This is a genomic window from Paenibacillus hamazuiensis (genome assembly GCF_023276405.1).
In the GTDB taxonomy this organism is placed as follows: Bacteria; Bacillota; Bacilli; order Paenibacillales; family NBRC-103111; genus Paenibacillus_AF; species Paenibacillus_AF hamazuiensis.
This window is the reverse complement of the sequence record NZ_JALRMO010000001.1, coordinates 5586243-5609956: the sequence shown is the minus strand read 5'-3', so window position 1 is coordinate 5609956 and position 23714 is coordinate 5586243. Positions and strand designations below refer to the sequence as shown.

Annotated in this window: 19 protein-coding genes and 1 riboswitch; of the genes, 17 read left to right on the top strand and 2 right to left on the bottom strand. The window is 56.8% G+C overall.

From position 1 onward, the window contains the following. Positions 1-31 precede the first annotated feature (31 nt). The 4 genes from MYS68_RS24380 (at position 32) to nfsA (ending at position 5612) form a co-directional block, all read left to right on the top strand. Positions 32-2692: a glycosylhydrolase-like jelly roll fold domain-containing protein gene (locus tag MYS68_RS24380; protein ID WP_248928329.1), complete on the top strand. Its 2661-nt coding sequence runs from the start codon at positions 32-34 to the stop codon at positions 2690-2692. Positions 2693-3022: 330 nt separating this feature from the next. Further along, on the top strand, positions 3023-4177 hold the full coding sequence (locus tag MYS68_RS24375) for a YhgE/Pip domain-containing protein (protein ID WP_248928328.1): 1155 nt from the start codon (positions 3023-3025) through the stop codon (positions 4175-4177). 98 nt (positions 4178-4275) lie between these two features. Beyond that, positions 4276-4881 carry a TetR/AcrR family transcriptional regulator gene (locus tag MYS68_RS24370; protein ID WP_248928327.1) on the top strand — a complete coding sequence of 202 codons (606 nt, stop codon included), beginning with the start codon at positions 4276-4278 and terminating at the stop codon, positions 4879-4881. Next, positions 4878-5612 carry an oxygen-insensitive NADPH nitroreductase gene (gene nfsA / locus MYS68_RS24365; protein ID WP_248928326.1) on the top strand — a complete coding sequence of 245 codons (735 nt, stop codon included), beginning with the start codon at positions 4878-4880 and terminating at the stop codon, positions 5610-5612. Before MYS68_RS24370 ends, nfsA begins: the two co-directional genes overlap by 4 nt. On the opposite strand, the gene MYS68_RS24360 is transcribed toward nfsA, so the two are convergent. After that, on the bottom strand, positions 5599-6912 hold the full coding sequence (locus MYS68_RS24360) for an ATP-binding protein (RefSeq protein WP_248928325.1): 1314 nt from the start codon (positions 6910-6912) through the stop codon (positions 5599-5601). The two genes, nfsA and MYS68_RS24360, sit on opposite strands and share 14 nt — an antisense overlap. Positions 6913-7096: 184 nt before the next feature. Continuing rightward, a riboswitch (cyclic di-GMP riboswitch) is annotated at positions 7097-7179 on the top strand. A gap of 72 nt (positions 7180-7251) precedes the next feature. On the opposite strand from MYS68_RS24360, the gene MYS68_RS24355 reads away from it, so the two are divergent. The 12 genes from MYS68_RS24355 (at position 7252) to MYS68_RS24300 (ending at position 19479) form a co-directional block, all read left to right on the top strand. After that, the gene (locus tag MYS68_RS24355; protein ID WP_248928324.1) at positions 7252-7440 is read left to right on the top strand and encodes a hypothetical protein; all 189 of its coding nucleotides are present in this window, start codon (positions 7252-7254) and stop codon (positions 7438-7440) included. Between the two features lie 146 nt (positions 7441-7586). After that, a complete protein-coding gene (locus MYS68_RS24350; protein WP_248928323.1) occupies positions 7587-9224 on the top strand; it encodes a serine/threonine protein kinase in 1638 nt (545 codons plus the stop codon). Positions 9225-9257: 33 nt separating this feature from the next. Beyond that, the gene (locus MYS68_RS24345; RefSeq protein WP_248928322.1) at positions 9258-9953 is read left to right on the top strand and encodes an SAF domain-containing protein; all 696 of its coding nucleotides are present in this window, start codon (positions 9258-9260) and stop codon (positions 9951-9953) included. A 21-nt stretch (positions 9954-9974) separates the two neighbouring features. Next, positions 9975-11165 (top strand): P-loop NTPase family protein, encoded by a 1191-nt coding sequence (locus tag MYS68_RS24340; RefSeq protein ID WP_248928321.1) that lies wholly within the window; start codon positions 9975-9977, stop codon positions 11163-11165. After that, positions 11162-12862, top strand: a complete 1701-nt coding sequence (locus tag MYS68_RS24335) for an ATPase, T2SS/T4P/T4SS family (RefSeq protein WP_248928320.1) — start codon at positions 11162-11164, stop codon at positions 12860-12862. Before MYS68_RS24340 ends, MYS68_RS24335 begins: the two co-directional genes overlap by 4 nt. A gap of 229 nt (positions 12863-13091) precedes the next feature. Beyond that, positions 13092-14084: a hypothetical protein gene (locus MYS68_RS24330; protein ID WP_248928319.1), complete on the top strand. Its 993-nt coding sequence runs from the start codon at positions 13092-13094 to the stop codon at positions 14082-14084. 26 nt (positions 14085-14110) lie between these two features. Then, on the top strand, positions 14111-14989 hold the full coding sequence (locus MYS68_RS24325) for a hypothetical protein (RefSeq protein ID WP_248928318.1): 879 nt from the start codon (positions 14111-14113) through the stop codon (positions 14987-14989). A gap of 34 nt (positions 14990-15023) precedes the next feature. Next, positions 15024-15269, top strand: coding sequence for a hypothetical protein (locus MYS68_RS24320; RefSeq protein WP_248928317.1), 246 nt, complete (start codon positions 15024-15026; stop codon positions 15267-15269). An 89-nt stretch (positions 15270-15358) separates the two neighbouring features. Further along, a complete protein-coding gene (locus tag MYS68_RS24315; protein WP_248928316.1) occupies positions 15359-15757 on the top strand; it encodes a hypothetical protein in 399 nt (132 codons plus the stop codon). A gap of 6 nt (positions 15758-15763) precedes the next feature. Beyond that, entirely contained in the window at positions 15764-16258 is a 495-nt protein-coding gene (locus MYS68_RS24310; RefSeq protein WP_248928315.1) for a hypothetical protein, read from the top strand. Between the two features lie 26 nt (positions 16259-16284). Then, positions 16285-18714, top strand: a complete 2430-nt coding sequence (locus MYS68_RS24305) for a hypothetical protein (RefSeq protein WP_248928314.1) — start codon at positions 16285-16287, stop codon at positions 18712-18714. 12 nt (positions 18715-18726) lie between these two features. After that, a complete protein-coding gene (locus MYS68_RS24300) occupies positions 18727-19479 on the top strand; it encodes an S-layer homology domain-containing protein (protein WP_248928313.1) in 753 nt (250 codons plus the stop codon). 161 nt (positions 19480-19640) lie between these two features. Here the strand turns inward: MYS68_RS24300 and MYS68_RS24295 are convergent, their stop codons facing one another. Further along, positions 19641-21077, bottom strand: a complete 1437-nt coding sequence (locus MYS68_RS24295) for a polysaccharide lyase 6 family protein (protein ID WP_248928312.1) — start codon at positions 21075-21077, stop codon at positions 19641-19643. Between the two features lie 358 nt (positions 21078-21435). Here MYS68_RS24295 and MYS68_RS24290 point away from each other — a divergent pair, with 358 nt between their 5' ends. After that, positions 21436-23571 (top strand): ABC transporter transmembrane domain-containing protein, encoded by a 2136-nt coding sequence (locus MYS68_RS24290; RefSeq protein ID WP_248928311.1) that lies wholly within the window; start codon positions 21436-21438, stop codon positions 23569-23571. The last annotated feature ends 143 nt before the right edge of the window (positions 23572-23714 follow it).

Genomic DNA, 23714 nt, shown 5'->3' with positions numbered 1-23714 from the left:
CTTGTCCGTTATTACAAGGAAGGATGATACCGTGAGCAATCGTCTAAAGGAAGTGCTGGAAGGGCAGGAACATAACTATATCCTGCCTTTTCTGTGGCAGCATGGAGAAGAAGAGCAGGTGATTCGGGAAGAGATGGCCCGCGTTCATGAAGCCGGGATTGGAGCCGTTTGCATCGAAGCCCGGCCTCATCCGGATTTTCTCGGGCCGAAATGGTGGACGGATATGGACATCATTATGGATGAAGCCCGAAAGCGCGGCATGAAGGTTTGGCTGCTGGATGACGATCATTTTCCAACGGGACATGCGGCAGGCAAGGTGAAGGAGGCTCCGGAAGAGCTTCATCGCAAGTTTTTGGGCGAACGTTATATCGATACCGTCGGTCCTGCGCAAGGGACATCTCTGCTGCTGGATACTTTGCTGATGAGCGGGCTTCGGCCGACCATCTCTCATCCGCAAAAAGCGAGCGGCAAAAATAAGCTGATTTCCGTTGTCGCGGTCCGCCGAAATCCGGCTGATGGATCGTTGACGGGTGACAGTATCGACATCACCGAACTTGTGCATGACGGCATCCTTTATTGGGATATCCCTGAAGGGTATTGGCGAGTCTTTATTATTTCGGAAAATAAGGATGGCGGCAGCCAGCAGCAGGAAGATTATTTGAACCCGCTGGATCGGGATTCCGTACGTATTCTGATCGATACGGTTTATGAGACGGTTTATGAACGATATAAGGCCGATTTCGGAAAGACGTTTGCCGGATTTTTCTCGGATGAACCCGGATTTTACAATGATAAGACGACCTTTGATTTCAATTCGAAGCCTGGAAAACAGGGAGTGCCGCTTCCCTGGAGCAGGGAAATGCCGGACTTGCTTGAGCAGGCGCTCGGTGAAGACTACCGGAAGCAGCTGTATCTCCTCTGGCATGATGCGGGAGAACAGTCGAATATCGTCCGGTACGCCTATATGAATATCGTCAGCAAGCTCTACGCGGAAAACTTCTGCAGCCAAATCGGAGCATGGTGCCGAGCCCGTGGAGTAGAATACATCGGACACGTACTTGAAGATAACAACGTTCACGCCAGGCTTGGCCCCGGGACCGGACACTTCTTCCGCTCGCTCTGGGGACAAGACATGTCGGGCATCGATGTGGTGCTGTGGCAAATCGTTCCCGGCTTCGATGAAATGTCTTTCCGCCAACCGACGAGTGGTGAGACGGATAGTGAATTTTACCACTATGGCCTCGCCAAGCTTGGCGTGTCTCTTGGACACATCGATCCGAAAAAACGGGGCCGGACGATGTGTGAAGTATATGGGGCGTATGGCTGGGCGGAAGGCCTCAAGCTGATGAAATGGATCACCGACCATATGCTCGTTCGCGGGGTCAATTATTTTGTCCCGCATGCCTTTACTCAGAAAGCATTTCCGGATCCGGATTGTCCGCCGCATATGTATGCGAGCGGGAAAAATCCGCAGTACCGCCACTATAAGCATTTAAATCGATATATGAATCGGATCAGCCACCTGATTTCGGGCGGAAGGCATGTGGCGACCGCAGCCGTTCTATATCATGCCGAAGCCGAATGGTCCGGGGAATCGATGTATTTTCACAAGCCCGTGAAAAAATTGATGCAGCATCAGATCGACTGCGACGTTCTTCCCGTCGATGTTCTTGTGGAAACGGCGAGCGTGAAAGCCGGCAAGCTGCACGTCAATCGCGAGGATTACGAGTGCCTGATCGTGCCTTATGCAGAAGCGCTTCCGGCGGCGATGGTTCGGCGTTTGCTCCACTTTGCCGAACAAGGAATAGCCGTTCGCTTTGTTGACGGGCTGCCGCTGCGGTCGAGCGAGGGCGATGATATTTCTGCCGAACTGTCCAGTCTTGCCAATCACCGGAATGTTAAACTTGCAGCCTTGGACAAGCTGGCGCAAGAGCTTATTGCAGACGGACATTACGATATTAGAGTCGAAAAATACGAACCGTATCTTCGGAATTATCATTATGCTCATAAAAATTTGGATGTTTTTATGTTCTTTAATGAACATCCGCATCAAACCATTCATACGGAGATTGTTTTGCCTATCGAAGGTGATGTATATGCATATGACGCCTTTCTGAATCGGTTGATCGGATTGAATGTAAAAAAGGTGAACGGCGCGAACAAGGTGCAGCTTGATCTCCATCCGTACGAATCCGTCGTCCTGCTCCATGGCCCCGATCTCGAAGGTTATACCGCGCCGCCGAGGTATACGATTTCTTCGGATATTGAGCTGAAAGGCGAATGGACGGTTTCGACCGCCGATGCCGAACATTATCCTCAATTCGAAGAATGGGGAAAGCTGACGAATTTAACGAATATGAGCGGCCCTGATTATTTGCCACGATTTACAGGAACTTTCCGTTATGAAACGGAATTTGAATGGAACGGACCGGCGAACCAAGCTCATCTTGATTTAGGTGAAGTGTATGAAACGGCGGAAGTATGGATGAACGGTGAACATGCAGGGGTACGCATCTGTCCTCCTTACCGCTTGGAAATCAACGGCCTTATACGGAAGGGCAAAAACAAGCTTGTCATTGAAGTGACGAATACGCTCGCGAAAGATCAGCGGGACTTCCTGTCGGCTTTTGCGCAGCAGGAACCAAGCGGACTCATAGGCCCCATCCGGGTGATCGGTATACTGGAAAATTGAGAGGAGACTTCACACTCGTACCATGAAGTTTGAGTTTGTTCCTGCCCGGGCAGTTGCGAAAAAGCAAAACCACCGTTGCAGCAGTTTTTATACTAACTGTAGTAACGGTGGTTTTTTCATTTGCTCGGATTATCCGCAGGAGCAGTTCAGCACCGGCTTGCGCGCGGCAAGCGCTTCGTCCATGGGGGTGACGACGGACGACGAATCTTGCACTCATATCTTTATAATAATTTGTGGCAATAGTTGACAACTTTCAAATGAGCTGTTATATTTTAAACAAACGTTTAATTAAAACAAATGTTTATTTAAAGAAAGAGGAGTGGAGAAACCATGCAACAAACGATTCAAGCTTTTTTGAAAAAACCGACGACAATCATCGGCATCGTGACCGCGCTGATGTTCCAGATTATTTTCAGCGTCATCTGGATGACCGGTTACGCCGGAGTGAGCGACCGCACGAATCAGCTTCGCATCGCCGTCGTAAACGAGGATGCGGGCATGGGCAAGAAGGTGGCGGATAACCTGGCCGCGAGCCTGCCGTTTGCCGTGCAGCCGGAAAGCAGCCTGGAGCAGGCGAAGGCGAAACTGGAAGCCCGTGAGGTGCAGATGGTTATGCATATTCCGCAAAACTTCTCCAAAGCGCTGCAAACGCCGGGCGAGAAAGCCCCGATCGAATATGCGATCAACGAATCGAACCCGTCGCTGATCAAAAGCATCATGCAAAGCGTAGCAAGCGGCGTTACGGCAACGGTCAACAAAGAGGCGGTCGCGCAGGGCGCTCAGGCGGTTTTGACGCAGGCGAACGTTCCGGCCCAGCAGGCTCAGGGCATGGCGCAAGGTTTGGCGGAAAAGGTCGTTTCGGATTTCCAATTTTCGAATACCGTTAAGGGGACGGCCAACCAGATGATCCCGATGATGCTTGTGCTCGCATCTTTTGTGGGCGCGATGATCATGGGCATGAACGTGCATCAATCGTCGATCATGCTGGGTGGCTCCGTCGGCAAATGGCAGAAGTTCGCAGCCCGTGCGGTCATTAACATCGTATCCGCCTTCGCGATTGCGCTCGTCGGATCTGCGTTCGTGCTTGCTCTCGGCGGCCAAACCGTCACCGGATTTCTTTCGCTGTGGCTGTTCGAATCGCTGTTTTTGCTGACGTTTATGTTTTTCTCGCAAATGTTTCTGATGATCTTCGGCAACGCCGGCATGCTGTTTAACATTACGATGCTGTCGGTTCAGCTTGTATCCTCTGGCGCGATGGTCCCCCGCGAGCTGCTTTCCGGATTTTACAGAGGAATCAGCGAATATTTGCCCGCGACTTATGCGGTGGAGGGACTGATGAATCTGCTCTTCGGCGGCCCTTCCGTGCAAAGCAGCGTATGGGCGCTCATTGTTATCATGCTGACGGCGATCGCCGTTGCGGCGGCGGCAACCGGACTGCGCAGGCAGCGTCAGGCGGTGCCTGCTGTGCAGCCGGCCAAAGCGTAGGGGCTGAATCCGCTTGCATACGTTCCGGCGAACAAGCATAATGGATGTAACGATACCGGCTACCGTTAAGGAATAAGCGCGAAAGTAAGGGGATTGTTATGGCACTGAACGAGTCAGACATCAAACAACGGATTTTGCTGGCCGCGAAGAAGCTGTTTGCGGAGCATGGCTTTGACGGAACGAGCGTCAGGCAAATTTGCGAGGAAGCCGGAGCGAATGTCGCTCTGGTTTCCTATCATTTCGGCGGTAAGGAAAAGGTGTATCAAGCAGTACTGGAGCGATTTTTCAAGGAGAACACGATCGACCGGCTCAGCGAGGTGCCGGACGAACCGGTGGCCGGACTTAAGCTGCTGCTGGGCGAGGTGGTTTTATTTAGCCTCAAGGATCCCGAAATCAGCACAATTATAGAGCGGGCCCATCTGTCGAATTCCTCCCGGGCGGAGTATATGAAGATCTACACGCTGCCGCTGTGGAAAAAGGTGAGGGATCTTTTGGAGAAGGGAAGGGAGCAAGGCTTGTTTCGGTTCGAGTCGCTTGACGGAGCGCTTGTGATCATGATGGGCGTGGCATTGTCACACAAAAAAATAAATGGCATCGCTTCGTTGCTGCAGGATCGGGACAAGCTGATCGAGCAATATCCCGATCTGATTTGGCAGGTCATTTCCAAGGCATTACAAATACCTACCGAGGAGGAACAATCATGAATCCGGTCGTTCAGCTGCTGCAGGGCCACCGTTCCATTCGCAAGTTTACGCAGCAAAACATAGATCGAGAGCAGATTGAGGCTATCGTCCGTTCGGCGCAGATGGCTTCCACCTCGAGCAACGTCCAGGCCTACAGCATCATCGGCGTGACGGATCAGGCGATGAAAGACGAGCTGGCCGCGCTCAGCGGAATGGCGTATGTTGCAAGTTGTCCGCTGTTTTTGGTATGGTGCGCGGATCTGCACCGGCTGCGGCTCGCCTGCGAAAAGCAGCAAACGGAGATGGTGCACGGGCTGCTGGAAAACTTTATCGTCGCCACGGTCGATGCGGCGCTGGCTTCGCAAAACGCTGCAATTGCCGCGGAATCGATGGGCCTCGGCATCGTGTACATCGGCAGCCTTCGCAACAAGCCCCTTGAGGTTAGCCGTCTGCTGAAGCTGCCCGAGCTGGTGTACCCGGTGTTCGGCATGTGCGTCGGTTACCCGGATCAGGAGCCGTCCGTGAGGCCCCGTCTGCCGATGGCTGCGGTATATCACGAAAATACGTATAACGATGAGCGGTACGGTGAAGCGCTGGACGTCTACGACGAAACGATGAAGCAGTATTACTTGGAGCGAACGGGAGGTAAAAAGAGTACGACCTGGACTCAGGAGATGGCCGCCAAATACGAAAAGGCGGTACGGGCCCATATGCGCTCGTTTATCGAAGAGATGGGATTCAGGCTCGATTAAATCGCTGCGTAAGCTCCGGCGGAGCCTCCGCCGGCAGCGTGATCTCTACCGTCGTCCCGATGCCGGGTTTGCTGTGGATCAAGAGATGGCCGCGGTGGGCTTCGATGATTTTGATGCTGACCATCAAGCCGAGGCCCGTTCCTTTCTCCTTGGTCGTATAGACAGGCTCTCCCAGCTTCTCGATTCTGCTCTTGTCCATCCCGACGCCCTCGTCCTGAAAACGGATTTTAATCGCCTCCTCCTTGGCATCCTTCTGCAGCGCAACCGTAACGACCCCGCCGGAAGGCATCGCCTCGATCGCATTTTTCAAAACATGAACGAACACCTGCTTCAAACGTCCTTCATCCATCCAAATGTCAGGCAGTTCCGCGGCCGGAAAAAAACGAAACTCCACGTTATAAAGCAGCGCTTCCGGCTCCATCAGCACAAGTGTGCTCTCCAGAACGGCGGCCAATCTTTTCGGGCGAAAATCGACGATTCGCGGGTTGGCCACGAATAAAAATTCGTTCACGATAAACTCGATTCTTTCCAGCTCCCCCAGCATAATATCGACGTAATCCGGGGGTGTTTCTTTTTTGGTGCGCAGCAGCTGGGAAAATCCTTTTAACGCCGTGAGCGGGTTGCGGATTTCGTGGGCGACGCCAGCGGCGAGCTGACCGACGACGGAGAGTCGTTCCGCCTTGGCGAGCAGCTCTTCGGTTTTCTTTTTGTCGGTAATATCCCGGAACGTAACGACGGTGCCGAGAATTTGGCGGGTGTGCGGCTCTGTCACGGGAATGACCCTGCATTCGACGGGAACCAGAGTGCCGTCCTTACGCAAAAACAGCTCTTTTGGCAAAACGCGGTAGTCCTCGCTGCAAATAGCGCGGTACAGCCCATTTTCCTCTGCGGGACGGGGGGGATTGTCCGCTTTCGTAGGCTGGAGCAATTCGTGAATCGGCCTGCCGAGCACATCTTCCGTGCTGTAGCCGGTCATGTTTTCGGCAGCTTCATTCCAAAAAATCGCATTCCGCTTCGCATCGATTCCGCATGCTCCGTCGGCGATGGAATGAAGCAGCATTAAATTTTCCGTGCGCAGCCGGCAGACCGTGCGATCGCTCCGCTCGTTAAGCCGAAAACAAACATACGGCAGCGCGCCGAATATGGCGATCAGCAAAAGTGCGATGGCCGGTTCGAGAGGATGTACGGCAGTGGAACTACGCTTCAGGAGCAATACGAAGAGGTCCGTTACGGCCAAAACGATGCCGATGCCGCAAAAGGCAGCCGGCAAAACTGGCACCCGCTTCCAAAACGATCTCATGAGCGAAGGCTCCTTTTACAAAAATAACAACAGATCATTTAAACTTAGTTTAATAAAAAAACAATAAATCCGCCAGATTGTTCCAAAAAAAAATAAATAATTGATTTGTGGCGAAGCCGCTGCGAAATAGGCCGCTCGATTTCAGTTAAGCCTTATGGTATAATAAAATAGTGCAACAGGCCTATCTCGATAATGGCAAACCGGACGAAAGTTTGGGGCGCAAAGCTACAGGGACTACGGTGAAAACTATGTCAGCCAGCTGCCGAAAGATGAGGATACGCCTCTCTTTTGGTTTTTGCCGGGGAAAAACATTTATTCGAATCATGGAGGCGTTTAAGGATGAATCACGACACAGCGCAGCTGCAGCAGGAGCTTCAGGAGTGTCTGGGCGAGGAAGTCGCCAGCGAGCTTGTTTACGGCTTGCAGCGGTTATCCCGGGAGGAGCTGCTCGGTCTCAGGGAATCGTTTGAGACGTTGGTTTCGTATTTGCAGAAACAAAGTTTGGTTTTGTCGAACGATTTTTGTTGAAACGGTCTGAAAAATATGGTAGCGTAATATTACAAATACATCCAGGAGCGGAAGAACCGCCCATTCACGTGATAAACGTGTTTGGGCGGTTTTTTGTTTTTTGCTCGGGAAATTGTATCGATGCCGATGATTGGGGGGAGGAGACTATGCCGCGATTGCAGCCGGGTGCCGTGCTGGCCGGGCGGTATCGAATGGTTCGCGTGCTCGGCGTCGGCGGCATGAGCACGGTATATTTGGCGGACGACCTGAAACTGAAGGGCAAGCGCTGGGCCGTGAAGGAGCAGCGGCATGACGCGAGGGATCTCGGCCGCATCAAGGCCGAAGCGGAGATGCTGGTCCGCCTCGATCATGTTCATCTGCCGCATATTGTCGACTTTTTTCCGCCGGATGCGGACGGATGCAGCTACCTGGTGATGGACTATATCGAGGGCATGACGCTGCTGGAATGGTTTGAGCGCTGCGGGAGGCAAGCGCCGGCGGAGCAGGTCGCCGCTTATGCTTTGCAGCTGTGTGAGCTGCTGCATTACTTGCATGAAGGGCGGCGCGAAGCGATCGTATATCGCGATTTGAAGCCGTCCAACGTCATGATTGACGGCAGCGGCCACGTCAAGCTGGTCGATTTCGGCATTGCCCGCAGCTACAAGGCGGACTCCGCCGCCGACACGATGCAGATCGGGACGATCGGCTTCGCCGCTCCCGAGCAGTTCAAGGGCGCGCAGACGGATGCGCGATCGGATCTGTATTCGCTTGGGGCGATGATGTACTTCCTGCTCAGCGGCGGACAGCACTATTACACGGCGCGCAAGAGCTTGAGGCATCTGAAGCCTTCGCTGCCGGAAGCGCTGTGCGCCGCCGTGGACAAGCTGCTGCGCGAGGATCCGGCCGAGCGGTTTCAGAGCGCGCGCGAAGCGAAGCGGGCGCTGGAGCGTTGGCGGCCGGGACCTGGCGGAAGCGATCCGGCGAGCCGCGCCGCACCCGCGGAGGCTGCGGCGGCGCCGAAGCTGATCGTCGTCGGCGCATTGTACGCAGGCGCGGGGGCGACGTTCACCGCCGTCGCGCTGTCCAAGGCGCTGGCGGCGGGGACCGGCGGCTGCGCGGTAATCGAGCGGAGCGCCGGCGAGCCCGAGCTGTTTGCGCAGCTGTTCGGGGAGAAACGCGCCCCTGGCGGCTACAGCTTTTATACCGACGAAGACGGAGGCGCGGGGCCGGTGTGGGAGGAGGACGGCATCGCCTGGTATCCGGCTCGTCCTGATGCGGGAGAGCGACCGGAGTGGGGCGCGGAGCGGCGTTTGCGGCTGTTTTACCGGATGAAGAAGCCGTTCATCGTGGCCGACATCGGCACGGACTGGCTGTCTCCGGAAGCCAAAGAGCTGATCGAAGAGGCGGATGCGGCGCTGGCGGTGTTCGACCCGCTTGTGTACAAGCTCGAGTCGCCCGAAGCCGCATTGCGGCTGAGCGAAATCCGCAGCCTGCGCGAGGCGGGGAAGCCGGTGCATTACATCGCCAACAAAGCGGTTCGCACCGGCGGGCGAAGCGAATGGCTTTCGCTCATGCCGGAGCCTGCTTCGTGCGTGCTGCCGGCGATCGATTTTGCCGCGGTCGTCGAGGCTTGCTGGCAGGGTGAGCTTGTTCACGACAAGCCGGAAATAAGCCGCCGGCTGGCTGCAGCCCTGCGGCCCTTGACGGCGCTCTGGCTGACGCCCAATTCGGGAGGAAAGCCGATCTGGCCGCGCTGGGCGGGCATTCCCCGGCTGTACGGGAAAATGGTGCGAAGCCGAACGTAAAAAGCGAATAGGAACTTGGGAGGGAGGAGGCAGATGGTTTACCGGTTGAGACAAGCCGCCTATTACATGCTTATTTTGCTCCTCTGCTTGTCCGGTCCGGCGGTGTTGGCCGCCTGGAAATGGTTTGTCGAGCCCAATTGGGGGACGGCGGATGCGGTTGTTGCGCTGAAGGCGGTGGAACGCGGCGCCAGGCTGGCGGAAACGGATGTCAAGCTGATGAAAATCCGCAAGGAAACACGCGTGGACGGAGCGGTGACAAGGTTGTCCGAGGCGCTTGGGAAAGAGACGACAAGATCGATTCGCGCCGGCGAGCAGTTAACTCCCGAGATGATCAATACGAAGCATCTGGTGCCGGGCAAAGACGAATGGAATATGCCGCTGCCGGCGGACTGGATATTTGGCAAGCCGCCGGGCAGCCTGCTGCGCGGGGACCGGATTTCGCTGCTGCTGATCGACAAGGAGGATGCCGGGAAAGCGGAAGGAAGAGCCGACGTTTCTCCGGACAAGCTGGAGCGGACGAACATTCCGCTGGAGGCGGAGGCCAAGCTGCAAAACATGACGGTCAGTTATGCGAAAGGAACGAACAATCAGGAGATCGCCCCTTCGGAGGATCGGAAAAAGCCGTCCGGCGCCGTCAGCTCGATCGAGGTCATCGCCACCGACGAGCAGAAGGAGATCATTCGCCGGTACGGCATGAAGGGATACCGTTTTCTTATAGTATACCGATAACGGAAAAAGAGGTTGGATGGGATGAAGCTGTGGCTGCTTGCGAACGATCCGCGTTTGGCGGAGATGCTGGAAAAAAGCGGCGATTTCGCCGCCGTGCTGGCGGTAACCGCGCAGACCGCCGGTTATGAGGACGGCGACGCGATGGTCGTCAGCGATGCGATAATGGACATTCAGGCGATGATGGAGCTGCGAAGCCGGCACGAGCGGGCGAAGCTCGTCTACTTGCTGAGCAATCGCAGCGACAGTCGTGAGCTGATGCGGGTGCAAAGCCTGTGCGCGGCGCACCGGATCGATTTTGTTCCGCCGCTGCTGGCAGCGGAGCAGGTGGCCCGGGAGGTGTCCGCCGCCTGCTTGGGCAGGACAGCGGACACCTCCCGCGTCATTGCCGGCGTTGCCGCGCTGCCGCAAACCGGGCTGACTTCGAGCCTGCTGCTCCTGGGAGTCCGGCTCGGCGCGCTGACGGGCATCCGCGTCGGCATTCTCGGTCTGAACGGCTGGAATCCGGGCGACAGCGGGATTCCCTATAACGGCAAATACTTCGACGAAATTTGGGGTTCCCTTCAGGGAAAGCAGCTGCGCCCCGACGATTTGCTGCGGCATATGCAGCGTATTTCGCCCGAGGTGCATTATTTGGCCGGAAACCGCGATTTGAAAAAGCTGTATTACTACCAAACGGAAGGCGTGTCCTGGCTCATATCCGCAGCGAAGCAGCAGTTCGATATGGTGCTGATCGATGCGGGCGCATACCTCGACCACGCGCTAGCCGCTCAGAGCATATATGAAAGCGATCTGCTGCTCGTGCAGCTGAACCAGAGCAGGCAGGCCGGGGAGCAGTGGAGCCGGGTCAGGGAGCAAATTTTGCGGCCCGTATTCCATTATGCGGAGGATAAAAGCATGCTGGTTTTTAACAAAATGCTCGCCGGTCCGGAGCTGGAAAACGCGCGTCAGCTTGCGAAGCAATGGGGGCTGCCGTATATGGCAAGCCTGCCGTACGTCCCGGATTTTTACCGAAGCGAAGCTGAACAAAAGCTGCTGGAGCTGGCGGATGAAGGCTACACAGCCGAGATCGGCAAAGCGTGCCGGGCGCTCATGCAGTTTTACGGCTTGCCCCGCCGCGAGCCTTCGTCCAAGAGCATGGAGAGGAGGAAGGAGGCGGCGTGGCTTCGTCTGCCCCGGTGGCTTCGTGCGGAAGGAGGAACAGCGTTCAAATGAGCGGCAAATTTCATATCGCCCAGTTTCATGGGACAAAGGAGGAGATGAGGCAGGAAAGGGCGGCAGCCGAAGTCATGGCCGAATCCGGCGCTGCGGACCTTACCGCAGCCGGAAACGCCTCGTCTGCGGTAAGGTCTACTGCCGCCGTTCCTGCAAGGTACGTCTCCGCTGAGGCGGGGAAGCCGTCCTTTGCGGACATTTGCCGCATATTCAAAGAAAACAGCGACCGCGAATTTGCCCGGCGCGCTCAGGCACAGAAGCGCATGGCGGGAGGAGATGCGGGCAAACCCGCCGTCGACGAGGCGGACGCGTTCGTGGAGTTGGAAAACCGCGCGATCATCGGCGTGCCGGAGACGGTGACGACGATCATGGAGCAGATCCAAACATTCGTCGATAACCACGGATACCAGGACGCCGATTTTCCCGAGCATTACCGGGATTTGCATCTGTTCGCGCGGGAGGAGCAGCGGTCGTATCTCAATATCACGCATGCGATTTTTCATGAAATATACGGCTTCAAGGCGCTGGCCTGCTGGCAAAAATACCCTGACAGCTACGCCGCGCAAATCATCGGCACGGCGATCTGGATTCATACCGGCGGGCGCCATGTACGGATGCCGTTCGCTTTTTCCTCCGTGCAGGAGGTGGAAAAAATGATTCGCTCCCTCACGCGGCAGAAGGAGGATGCGATCGTCAACCTGTACAACACGGTGCTCGAGATCGATTTGTACACCGGGGAGCGGGTGACGCTGACCGTGCGTCCCGACGTGAGGCACGATGTCGTGACGCTGCGGCGGTTTCTGATCGGCCGCGTTACCGTGGACGATCTGGGCGACGAGCGGCGGCGCACGATTCCTCAGGAGGCGGTGCCGCTGATCAAGGCGCTGTCGAAGACCCATTGCAATGTGATCATTGTCGGCCCGCCGGGAACCGGCAAATCCACGAGCCTGAAGGCGCTGCTGGCGGAGCGGGCGGACCATTACACCGGAGCGATCGTCGAAAAGCATTACGAGCTGGCGGCAAGCCGCGATTTTCCCGAGAAAAAGCTGATCGAGCGGGTGACCCGCGAAAGCACGTTTCACCATGCGATGGATCAGGTGCTTCGCTTTGACGTCGATTATGCGATTATCGGGGAAGTGCGGCGGGTCGAAGCGGAGGGCGCGATGCTTGCCTGCGAGCGGCTGATGAAAGGGTTCGGCAGCACGTTTCATACGTGGAAGCCGGAGACGATTCCGTCCCAGTTCGCGAGGATGATCGTAAGCCAAAACCCGGGTGCCCGGTTCGAAGAGGAGGAGAAACGGGTCGCGGAAAATATCGACATCGTCATCGAGCAGAGCCAGGACGCGACGCGGACGAAAAAAAGGTTCAAGAGCGTGCGGGAAATGCGGTATAACCGGCTGACCGGGGAGATCAGCACGCATGAGCTGATGCGCTGGAACGCGGATACGGACACATGGAGCTACCGGGCCGATTTGAGCGGCGGTTTGCTGCGGGAGATGCGCGACATCGACCGCTATTGGGCCGATATCGCCGTCAGCACGCTGGAGCGGCTTGAGGCGATGTCGCCGATTCCGCCGGAGGAAGGCGTGATCGTGTACAATCCCGCGGAGGCCGATCCGCAGTACCGGATCGCCCGGTCGCTGGAGCGTCTCGAACGGCTGATGCGGCCGGAACGGGCGGAACAGGGGAGCGGATAACACGTTCTCTATCCTCGGAAAAATGGGCACATCGGAAAAATAGAGGAACTGAGATGCGTTAAACCGGTTGGAAATGGCATGCGTACGGAACGAACAGACAAATAGATCACTTGAGTTCCGCTAATTTTCGAAAATACCCGAAATTGACCGGTTTAGCGAACGATAGTTCCGCTAAGGTCCCGTTTAAAGTGACGACATGACATTGGGCAATCGGAGGGAGGGCTGACGGTTGCTGTTCATCATCACGCAGTACGCGATACTTCTTGCAGCGGCGCTGCTGACGTGCCGGGGCATGTTTCTGGCGGCTCGGCCCCTGCTGCACCGACTGAAAACCCGGCTTGGTACCGACCGCCGCCACAGGGCCCGGATGAAGCATTTGCTCGAGCGGAAACGGCAGAATGCCGGCGCCCGCGGTTCGGCCGCAGCCTGGTTTGCGAAAGCGGAGCGCGAGCTCGAGCTCATGCTCAGGACGACGCAGGGGGACAAGTACGCCGCAGGTTCCGTGCAGAGCTTCCTGTTCATGGCTTTCTCGCTAGTGGCGACAGCGTTTTTGCTTGCCTTTTTCGCCTCGGGAAGCTTGCGTTTCAGTGCGTTTATGGCCGTGTTTTCCGTCTTCTGCCTTTGGGCCGGGTACCGCCTGAAGCTGCGCAAAATTCAAATCCAGGGAGGGTACGATCTGGCCGAGGCGGTCGGCATTCTTACGAGCAAATACAAGGTAAGCCGGGGCAACATGCGCAGTGCGCTGAGGGCGGCGAGCCAAGAGGTGAGCTCGCCGCTCATCCGGTACCATTTTATTCACATGGTGCGGGAGGAGATGAGCTACACAAGCCCGGCCGAAATGCAGCGGGCGGTGGAGGAATTTGTTTATGCCATCGATACTTCGTTTGCCAAACAATTGGGGCTGACGATTTTGAAAGGACTCGTTCGCGGCGAATTCGTGGAGAGCACCTTGAGCAACATCGACAAAAACATTCACAAAAACATCGACGTGCTGCGGGACGAAGGCGATTCGAGCAGCGAGGTGCTGCAGCTGAGCTGGCTTCATCTGATTTTATTTCCTCTTCTGATCGTATTTATGGTCATGTTTATGGGGCTCCAAAGCACGCTTCATTATCAGTTCGAAACGGAATCGGGAAGATATTGGCTGGCGGTCACGCTGCTCGTTATTTTCGCTTCGCTGCTCATGGCGGTTTGGTTTAAAAAGCCGCCGAACGATTACTAGACTTAAGCCAGAGGGGGGCTTCCGGGTTGGATCCGTATAAGCTCGGCGAGCTGCTTACCGGTTTTACCGTTTGTTTGTTTTATTTTTTGGCGGCGCTGCTCGTTTACCGGAGCGGAAAAAAATCGCGGCCGAAGGCGAGATGGGCGAGATTGCAAAACATGAGCCTGAAAAAATGGCTCGTTTCGCCGAGGGTGGATGCGATGTTTGAAGATTCCGGCTATCCGCTCAAGCTGTCCGCATACCGTTACCAGCTCATCCGTTACGGCATCGCAGCCGTATGGATCGTTAACAATGCGATTGATTTATGGCAAATGGGGGAGCCCGTCATTCCGATCATTTTGCTCAAAGCGGGTGGACCCGTCCTGTTTCTGCTGCTGACCAACACGAAATCGTCGGTCATCACCTATTTTGCGGGCAAATGGAAGGAAATTTACGACGGCGAAAAAAACCGCGAGCTGTTCATGGTGTACAACATGATCGTCGATGAGATGAAAGAGCAGAGACAGCGCAAGCTGAATTTGCTGTCGATGCTGACGAAGCTGCGCGACTATACGGTGCGCATCAAACCAGCGATCAACTGCGGGCTGCGCCGCTTTGACGAAGGGCTGCAGCCGGCGATGCAGGCGATGGCCGACGAGATCGGTACAAAGGAGGCGCACGAGCTCTGCAAGCTGCTGGCCGACCTGGAGCTGACCGAATCGGACGATGCGGCCGCCCTGGTCGAAGCGCGCGAGGAAAGCTACACGAATTTGCTGCGGGAAAACCGCCGGCGCCGCCGTAAATTTTTTGGCCATATCGCTTATGCGATCGCATTTATGCCGCTGCTTATTTATTTGTGGAACGCGCTGTACATGGCACAGCAGTATGTAACCGATTTGGCGAGGACGACGAATCAGCTCGGATAAGGCAAGGATGACGAATTTTTCGGGAGGGATACCGATGAAACCGGCATTGGAAAAATTTTTGATCATTGCGGCGACGCTGGCAGCGATCGGGCTGTTTATTTTTGTCGCGCTCTGGAACTCGATGAAGGAAAAGAAAACGCAGATGGACGACTTGTTCAACAATACCAACGTGCCCACGTCTTACTTTTACGGCAGCGGCCCCGGGGCGGATGGCGGGAATGTCCGGCTGATTGTCGGACTGCCGCATATCCGTTCGTCCGGCGGGGAGCTTTCGGGTTAAAAGAACGGGGGTGGGCACTTGAAAACGAGGTATAACGGCTGTCCCGCCGTCCCGGAGCCGGCGATCGCCGGTGAGGGGATGCTGCGGTTATGAAAGCGGCGCTGGTCGAAATGCTGACAGTGTATTCGCTGCTGCTGTTTTTGTTTCAGCCGGTGCTGCACGACATCTACTCCACCCGGGCGAACGCAGTGGAAATGGTGCTGGACAGCGCCATTCAAAAAGCGGCGAACGCGGAAAACGGGAGGTTTACGCCGGAAATTATCGATGGCATGAAGGAAACGCTCGCTCATACATTTCTGATCGATCCGGCCGGCATCGCCTTTGAAGGAACGACCGTGCTGACGCCGCGGGGAGAATACATTGAAGGCAAGCTGACCGTGGTCAGCACGCCGCGTTGGCTGTTTCGAAACATGTTCGGGGCGGCCGATCGGGATTCCGGGACGATCGTGCGCTACGCGAAGCAGATGAGCGAAGCGCCGGTTCGGTAGCGCGTTATGCACAGGGTACTGCTTGTTATGCTGATGGCCGGCATTTTCATATATGCGATGGGATTTGAGGCGGACCGGTATATCACGGAGGCGGTGCACAACCGGCTGAAATTTTCTTTGAACCGTTCGGCGCACGACGCCTCGCTGCAGGTCGACAAGCTGGCGCTGACCGAGGGGCGGATCGTGTTCGTCCGCTCGGGTGCACGGCACGCTTTTGAAGCGGGCCTCCGCGCAAATCTGGAGCTGCAGGATAACCTCTTCCCCCGGGCGGGGACGATGTTGGGCAAGCCGCCTGAAATCGTGTACGAGGATTACGTGGACGATGCGACGCCCGGCGTTCGATTTCCGTTCAGCTATGTGCGGCCGGAGCAAAACATTTATCAGGTGATCAAGGGTCCGGCGGTCATATACCGGGTGCGGGTGATGCTGCCCGGAACGAACCGTTTTTCCTATAACGGCTACGTGTATAAGACCGTCATATACGAATATCCGTTTTATTAACGTTCTCCATGCGAGGTGAGGTTCCAATGAAAATAGTCCGCCTGAAGCGGATGTGGAGCCGGCATCGGCCGCGGAGTGTCCGCGGAGCTCATTTTGCGCTCTGTTTGGCCGCTGCGGCGTTATGGCTGGCGGCATCGCCGCAGCCGGTGCGGGCCGCGCAGACGGCTCCGCCGCCACCCGGCGCGATCAAGATCGACAACCGGCTGACCGGCACCTCGGACACGGTGACGGTCACCCGGCTGTCTGCCGGCGACACGATCCGCGTGTACGCCGACGAAGCGGGCACGGTGCTGCTCGGCAGCAGCACCGTGCCCGGAGGAGCCGCGAGCGCCGCAGTCAGCGTCGCGCAGCTTGGGGCGGACGCCGGGCACGTCTACGTGACGGTGACGAGCCCGGCGTCCTCGGAGAGCCGGCGCACCGTCAAATCGTACGACGCCGAGCCGGTGTCGGTTGCGCCTTCGGCAGCGGCGATCACGGTCGTCAACTCGCCGCTCGGGACGGCGGACAAGGTGATCGTGAAGCGGCTGCGCAGCGGCGACACCGTGAGGGTGTACCGCGACAAGCTCGCGGCGGCGCCGCTTGGGGCCGCTTCCGCCGGCAGCACGGGTGCGGCGGAAGTGAGCATCGCGCAGCTCGGCAGCGGTGCGGGCGTGCTGTTTGTCACCGTCACCGAGACGGGCAAACGTGAGAGCGCCAAGGTTCAGAAGGGCTACGACGGCGAGGAGCAGACGCCGCCTCCGCCGCTGTCCGCGATCGACGTCGTCAACCGGATCGGCGGCACCGCCGATGCGGTGACGGTCAGCGGGCTGGCGCCGGGCGACGTGGTGAAAGTGTACGCCGACGAAGCAGCGGCGACCCCGCTTGGCAGCGCGACGGTCGGCTCCGGCGCCTCCGGCGCTTCCGTGCCGCTGGCGCAGCTCGGCGCGAACGCCGGGCGCGTCTACGTCACGGTGACGAGCGCCCCGAAGCCGGAAAGCCGCCGCGTCGCCAAGCTGTTCGCGACGGAGCCGGTCAGTCCGCCTCCGGCGGCGCCGCTCATCGCGGTCACCAACAATCCGGCCGGTACGGACGACACGGTGACCGTGAGCGGACTGACGCCCGGGGATACGGTCCGCGTGTACGCCGACGAAACGACGGCTTTCGAGCAAGCGTCGGCAGCGGTCGGCTCCGGCGAGACGGTAGCGGTCGCTCGAACCTCCCAGCTCAGCGGCAGCGGCGGCTATATTTACGTCAGCGTTACGAAGCCGGGGCAGCATGAGAGCGCCCGCGTGAAAAAGCCGCTTGACGCCGAAGAGGCGACGCCGGCCCCGGATGCGGCGAATATCCGCATCGTCAACAACGGCTCCGGCACGGCCGATACCGTTCAGGTGAACGGGCTGACGGCCGGAGACATCGTCCGCGTGTACGCCGACATGGCGGCGGCTGGCCCGCTCGGCAGCGCGGCGGTCGGCTCCGGCAGCACGCAGGCGTCGGTCAGCTTATCGCAGCTTGGCGGGACGGAAGGAGTCGTTTATGTCACCGTCACACGCTCGCCCAAAGCGGAAAGCCGCCGTACCGCCAAATCGTTCGCGAATGAGCGGCAGTCTGCTCCGCCGCAGCCTTTTCAAATCCGCATCGTCAATCATTGGGGTGGTTCGCCCGATACCGTCACCGTTAACGGTCTATCGCCCGGCGATGTGGTCAAGGTGTACGATTCGGCGGTGGCGACGGCAGAACGGGTCCGCGGCACAGTTGCTTCGGGAGGCGCCAGTACGGCGATGTCGGTAACGCAGCTTGGCGCGGGCGGAGGACAAGTGTACGTCACCGTCACGTCGCCCGGCAAAACGGAGAGCCGCCGCACCGTCAAAACGTTCGCCGCCGAAGACATCAGCACCGCACCGGACCGCAGCGCCATCGTCGTTAAAAACAATGCCGCAGGCATTTCCGACACGGTCACCGTCAGCGGTCTCGCTCCCGGGGATACGATCCGGCTTTATGCCGACGAATCCGCGGTCAGTGCGCTGGCCTCAGCAACCGTGCCTTCCGGCGCAACGACCGCCGAAGCTGCAGTCGGCCAGCTCGGAACGGGTTACGGCGCCGTTTACGTCACCGTGACGAGCCCCGGTCGCAAGGAGAGCGGCCGCATCCCGAAAATATTCGCGCCTGAGCCGGTCACCCAGGCTATATCCGCTTTGGCCGTCGAGGTGGCCAACAATGCCGGCGGCGCCCTGGATGAAATAACCGTGTACGGATTGCAGCCGGGCGATACGGTGCGGATATATGCGGACGAAGCGGCCTCCCAAATCATGAAAACAACGCTGAATCAGGATGCTTCCGCTGTCGTTCCTTCCGGGCGGACGAGCGTTGCGATCGGCTCGCTCCAGCTTGACTCGTCCGGCGGGGCCGTCTATATTACGGTGCAGTCCGCAGACAACCTGGAGAGTACCCGGGTGATGAAGGCGTACCCGGCGGAATAAAGGAGGATAACCATGAAGCCGAACATCGCCACATGGTATTTGAAGATCGCCGCCTGTTTCGCTCTTTTGCCGATCTTGCTGCTTATAACGCGTACCGTTTTCGCCAAACCGGAGCTGTCCGACATAAGCGGCCACTGGGCCGAACCGCTGATCATGCAGGCTGTCCGGCAGGGCTACGCCTCCGGTTATCCGGACGGCACCTTCGCCCCCGATCGCGCCGCCAGCAAGGCCGAATTCGCGGCGATGCTCGTCCAAGCGCTGTATATTCCGGTCGTGCGGACGGACGAAGACGGGGAGGACGGCGCATGGTTTCGGCCTTACATCCGTTCGTTGGCCGATCTGGGTTTGTACCTGCCCGGCGAAGTGGACGAACAAAGCTGGACGGACAGCATGTCCCGGGTGGAGATGGCGCGTCTTGCGGTTAGAGCCGCCCGCCTCGGAGGTGCGGCTGCGAACGGCCCCGGTGCGGCGGCGGAGACATATGTTGCAGCGGAAGGGGCGGAGACGCCGACTGCAGCGGGAGCCTTGAATGAACATGGTGCGGCAGCCCCCCTAAGCCTCAGCAAAACCGCGGATACGGCGGAAGACAATGCCGCGGATGAATGGATACGCGCCTCCGTCCGGCTCGGCATTTTGGAGGAAACCTCAGCAAACGGAGGTATGGCGCCGGGCCAGGCCGTTACCCGAGCTCAGGCGGTCGCCGTCATCGAGCGGCTGCTTCGCCTGGACGGGAGATCTGCTTCTGCTTTCCAGGGCGGCAGTTAAGCCGCCAAAGCGCATCAAATCGAGGATGGCGCGATCGTTTCGCAATCCGAGCGTTACAGCAGTACAGCAGCGGCAGACCAAGATTTCTATTCCACGTCTTGGTCCGCCGCCGGTTCATTTATTGGATTCACATTTACAAATAAAATACACCAGGCCGCTGCTTATGGCGCGTTCACACCAACATCCGAAGTTGTAAGCGGAGCCCGCACGATCGATGCCGTTGAATATTCGTCTGCCCCTACGTCGTTATTGGAACGGGCTTGGCCGTCCATGTCATCCGTGACGAATGCGTAGCTTCCTTTGGAGCCGTCGATCGCCGGGCTTGACGAGGCCAGCTTTTGCAGGCCGCTCACAGTTGTAAACTTAGGGTCGATATTGCGGATTTCGGAGGAGGATCTCGAAACGTTATCAATGGTGGACCCGTAACCGATGTTGCCCTCAAGAACAGTGTTGGTCGTCATTTTCTCGTTGTACAACGTACCTGTCGTATTCTTAACGATATTGTTGGCTACCCGGTTGTCAACCGGCGCATACGGATGGGTGCCGCCGATGATGACACCGGTCGTGCTGTTCACAATCGTATTGTTGGTGACCTGTACCCGGTATTCCCTCCAGTGCTTCGTAAGATCCGAGCTCGTATATTCCGTGCTGTCCGGCCCGCCGTCGAAATCGCCGCTGTCCAGTTGGATCGCATTGTCAGTCAGTTTCTCCATGTAATTGTTGTAAATTTTATGGTCGGTTCCGTAAATGCGAAAGCCGCCAACGCCCGCTTTCGATCCGTCCCCAAAGAAGAAGTTGCCGTAAAAGCTGTTATTATTGCCGTGGCGCGCCGTCACCTGTCCGTGGTTATTGCGGAAAGTGTTGTATCGTACGGTGTTATGACCGCTCTTTACGGATATAATTTCGTTCTCGGCGTCGCAGTTGACGAAAAGGTTGCGCTGAATGATGTTGTTACCGTCCGACATGGAAAGACCCGATAATCCGACGCGGATCGTTTCGCCGCCGTTCTCTGCCTGCGGAGCGGAGTCGTGGAAATAGTTGAGCTGAATGGTATTGTTCTGAACGACTTGGCCATTCGTGCCGTCCATGGAAATCATCTGCCCCAGATCGCGGCGCGGACCGAATTCGTTGCGGTCGATCTGGTTATGATGAGCGGTTCCGGTCAGCACGAGCCATTTTAGCGTCGTACCGTCTTCTTTCAGCGCAAATTTGCTGCGGGTAATCCGGATGTTATTTGAACTGTTAATGACGACAGCCGATTTTCCCGTATTTGTAAACGCAAGTCCGTCAATCGTGATGTAGGAGGAATTTGTGATGTTAAAGGAAGCTCCTCCGGAAATGACCGCTTTGCCTCTGTTTGCCGCTTTAATGGTTATTAGATTTGCCGACGTTCCGTTTTTGCCATTGATCGATATAGCGCTGCCGTTTGTGTAAGTGCCGTCGTCGAGCACGATCGTCGTTCCGGGCGCCGCGTTTGAAATCGCGGTGATCAGCTGACTGGTTGTGGAAACGTTTACAGTTGCGGCGGCCGCTGTTACCGGAAGCATAATGGAAATCAGGCACAGACATAAAGCAAGGATGATGGTTTGATTTTTCATACGTTAATTCGCTCCTTTTCATTTCGAATAGATTTCGGATGTATATTTCCGAAAAATTAACGTTTTCGTGCTCTCACCCCTTTCACGATAGTGAACCATACGATACAAACTGTTATTTTAAAGAACATGTAAATGATTACTAAATTATATTAAATCTGTATTATATTTTGCATAGAAAGAACTGACACATTTTTGTTCAGAATTAACATTTAAGAAATAAATTGGCTGGCGTTTCCATGCTTAATCCATTCCTTGCAGATTAATAGGAAATCCATATGTACGGAAGCGTCAAAAACTACTATGATAGAAGGGACGACCGATAGGAATATAGAACGAGAGCATCCGGGAGGTGAGACTCATGTTCGTTCTTAAGTCCATTGTCCGGCTGTGCCGTCCGTATTACGGGGTGCTTGCCATACTGCTGATCTGCATAGGACTGGAAACGGCTTACGGGGCGCTGTCGCCGCTTAGCTTTAAATATTTGATTGACGATGCTTTTCTCCCCAAAAATATCGATATGTTCCTGCTCGTGCTCGGATTGCTGCTGGGCGGCGGCGTGCTCTTCATCGCCTCGGGTGTGGTGAGCGACTATCTCTTATCCAAAATGAGCGAGAACATTTTATACGACCTGAGAACCCGATTGTTTACGCATATGACAAAGCAATCCCTCGACTTTTATGCGAATTTCGAGCAGGGCTCGCTGATGAGCCGGGTTACCTCGGATCTGATGACGGTGGATGGCGCCGTTTCGGGCACGGCACCGAGAACGATGAGGGAACTTCTCGGCCTTGCGATCGGGCTTTATTTGCTCACGGAGCTGAATTGGCAGCTCGCTTTAGCCATGGCCAGCGGGTTTATCCTGCTGTTTCTAAGCCCCAACCTGCTCCGCAAACGGGCCTCGGACAGCTCCGCCGCCTACAGGTCGGTGCAGGACGCTTATATCGGCGCCGTTGATGAGGTTCTCAAAGGCCACCGCGTCATCAAGGGGCTTCATTTGAAAGACTACATACTCGCAAGATTGGACCGGCATATGCGTTCCATGCTTGCGGCAGGCTTCAGAGTCACCTTTGCATTCTCGCTGCTCCATCGGATTCCGCTGACCGCATTTATGATGCTGAATGCAGGTGTCATCACGTTCGGCGGCTATCTCATTTTTCAGGACAAGCTGTCCATAGGGGCGTTTATTGCGTTCTATACCATTTTTCTTCAAGTCGGTCAATCCGTCGCTTCCTTTTCGCAGCTGGTTCCCAGTCTGATTCAGGCGGAGATCAGCTTCAGACGGATCGACGAGGTTCTGCGTTACGAGAGCAAAATGATCGCTGCCGACGGGAAGATCGGGCTTCATGCAATACGGGAAGCGATCGCCTTTAAGGAAGTGGAGTTCGGTTACGACGATCAGGCTTCGGTGATTCGCAATCTTTCGCTTCAGGTTCCGGCGGGCGGTCTTACGGCATTTGTCGGTCCGAGCGGCTCGGGAAAAAGCACGGCGCTTCAACTGCTGCTCCGGTTTTACGATCCGGTCCGAGGCGCGGTGACGGTGGACGGCAGCGACATTCGAAGCATTAACGAAGACGATTTTCGCAGGCTTACCGGAGTGGTGTTCCAGGATTCGTTTCTTTTTAATACGTCCATTCGTGAAAATATAGGGTTAGCCAGCGCCGGGGCAACGCCCGAGGAAATCGAGGAGGCGGCCAAAGCGGCGCAAATTCACGATTTCATTGCCGGAATGCCCGAGGGCTACGATACGGCCATTAAAGATTTCGGGGCGAACTTGTCCGGAGGACAACGGCAGCGCATCGCCATAGCGAGGGCGCTGGTGAAAAACCCGCAGCTGCTCGTGCTTGACGAGGTTACTTCGGCTCTCGATCCCGCCACGGAGGCGGAGATCAACGCGCTTATCGACAGTTTTCGAGGCAAAAGAACGATCGTTACGGTTACGCACCGGCTGTCATCGGTAACGACTGCGGATCGAATTGTCGTTTTCCGGAATGGGCATGCGGCCGAGATCGGTACGCATGAGGAGCTTATGCGGCTGAACGGCGTGTACCGGTCGATGTGGGACAAGCAGCACGGCTTCCAGCTGTCCGGCGACGGCTTTTCGGCCAAGGTGGAGAGCGGGCGGCTGTCGATGCTGCCCTTTTTCGCCGGCATTCCAGCGGAGCAGTTGGCGCCTGTTTCCTCGTTGTTCGTCACCGAAAGATACGATGCCGGACGGACAGTCATCCGCGAGCAGGAGGCCGGGGATAAATTTTACATCATTGTCCGGGGCAGCGTAGCCGTAACGAAAGGAACGGAACGCGTGGCCGTGCTGGAGGACGGCGATCATTTCGGCGAGATTGCGCTGCTGCGCAATATCCCGCGGACGGCGGGCATCACCACGATCAAGCCGACGGTGCTGCTCTCGCTGCAGCGGGAGCAGCTGCTCGAGTTAACCGGGAAGTATCCGGCTATTCGTCACGCACTGGAGCAATCGCTGGAGGAGCGGATGAAGTAATGGAGCCTTTCGCCACATTGGACCGACGTATCGCGTCTGCGGGCGTATAAGGCAAGGCGTGGTGGCGGAGGGTCTAATTAGCAAGACGTGTTGTCCGTGTGCAGCGGTTCCCGTTCTTCCTCTGTCGGCCGGTTGGCAGTTGT

Excerpts from the sequence above, each read along its gene's own strand:
- MYS68_RS24335 (WP_248928320.1), top strand. The coding sequence starts at position 11,162 with ATGAGCGGCAAATTTCATATCGCCCAGTTTCATGGGACAAAGGAGGAG.
- MYS68_RS24305 (WP_248928314.1), top strand. The coding sequence starts at position 16,285 with ATGAAAATAGTCCGCCTGAAGCGGATGTGGAGCCGGCATCGGCCGCGG.
- MYS68_RS24320 (WP_248928317.1), top strand. The coding sequence starts at position 15,024 with ATGAAACCGGCATTGGAAAAATTTTTGATCATTGCGGCGACGCTGGCA.
- MYS68_RS24300 (WP_248928313.1), top strand. The coding sequence starts at position 18,727 with ATGAAGCCGAACATCGCCACATGGTATTTGAAGATCGCCGCCTGTTTC.
- MYS68_RS24375 (WP_248928328.1), top strand. The coding sequence starts at position 3,023 with ATGCAACAAACGATTCAAGCTTTTTTGAAAAAACCGACGACAATCATC.
- MYS68_RS24310 (WP_248928315.1), top strand. The coding sequence starts at position 15,764 with ATGCACAGGGTACTGCTTGTTATGCTGATGGCCGGCATTTTCATATAT.
- MYS68_RS24355 (WP_248928324.1), top strand. The coding sequence starts at position 7,252 with ATGAATCACGACACAGCGCAGCTGCAGCAGGAGCTTCAGGAGTGTCTG.
- MYS68_RS24295 (WP_248928312.1), bottom strand. The coding sequence starts at position 21,077 with ATGAAAAATCAAACCATCATCCTTGCTTTATGTCTGTGCCTGATTTCC.
- MYS68_RS24370 (WP_248928327.1), top strand. The coding sequence starts at position 4,276 with ATGGCACTGAACGAGTCAGACATCAAACAACGGATTTTGCTGGCCGCG.
- nfsA (WP_248928326.1), top strand. The coding sequence starts at position 4,878 with ATGAATCCGGTCGTTCAGCTGCTGCAGGGCCACCGTTCCATTCGCAAG.
- MYS68_RS24340 (WP_248928321.1), top strand. The coding sequence starts at position 9,975 with ATGAAGCTGTGGCTGCTTGCGAACGATCCGCGTTTGGCGGAGATGCTG.
- MYS68_RS24350 (WP_248928323.1), top strand. The coding sequence starts at position 7,587 with ATGCCGCGATTGCAGCCGGGTGCCGTGCTGGCCGGGCGGTATCGAATG.
- MYS68_RS24290 (WP_248928311.1), top strand. The coding sequence starts at position 21,436 with ATGTTCGTTCTTAAGTCCATTGTCCGGCTGTGCCGTCCGTATTACGGG.
- MYS68_RS24315 (WP_248928316.1), top strand. The coding sequence starts at position 15,359 with ATGAAAGCGGCGCTGGTCGAAATGCTGACAGTGTATTCGCTGCTGCTG.
- MYS68_RS24345 (WP_248928322.1), top strand. The coding sequence starts at position 9,258 with ATGGTTTACCGGTTGAGACAAGCCGCCTATTACATGCTTATTTTGCTC.
- MYS68_RS24360 (WP_248928325.1), bottom strand. The coding sequence starts at position 6,912 with ATGAGATCGTTTTGGAAGCGGGTGCCAGTTTTGCCGGCTGCCTTTTGC.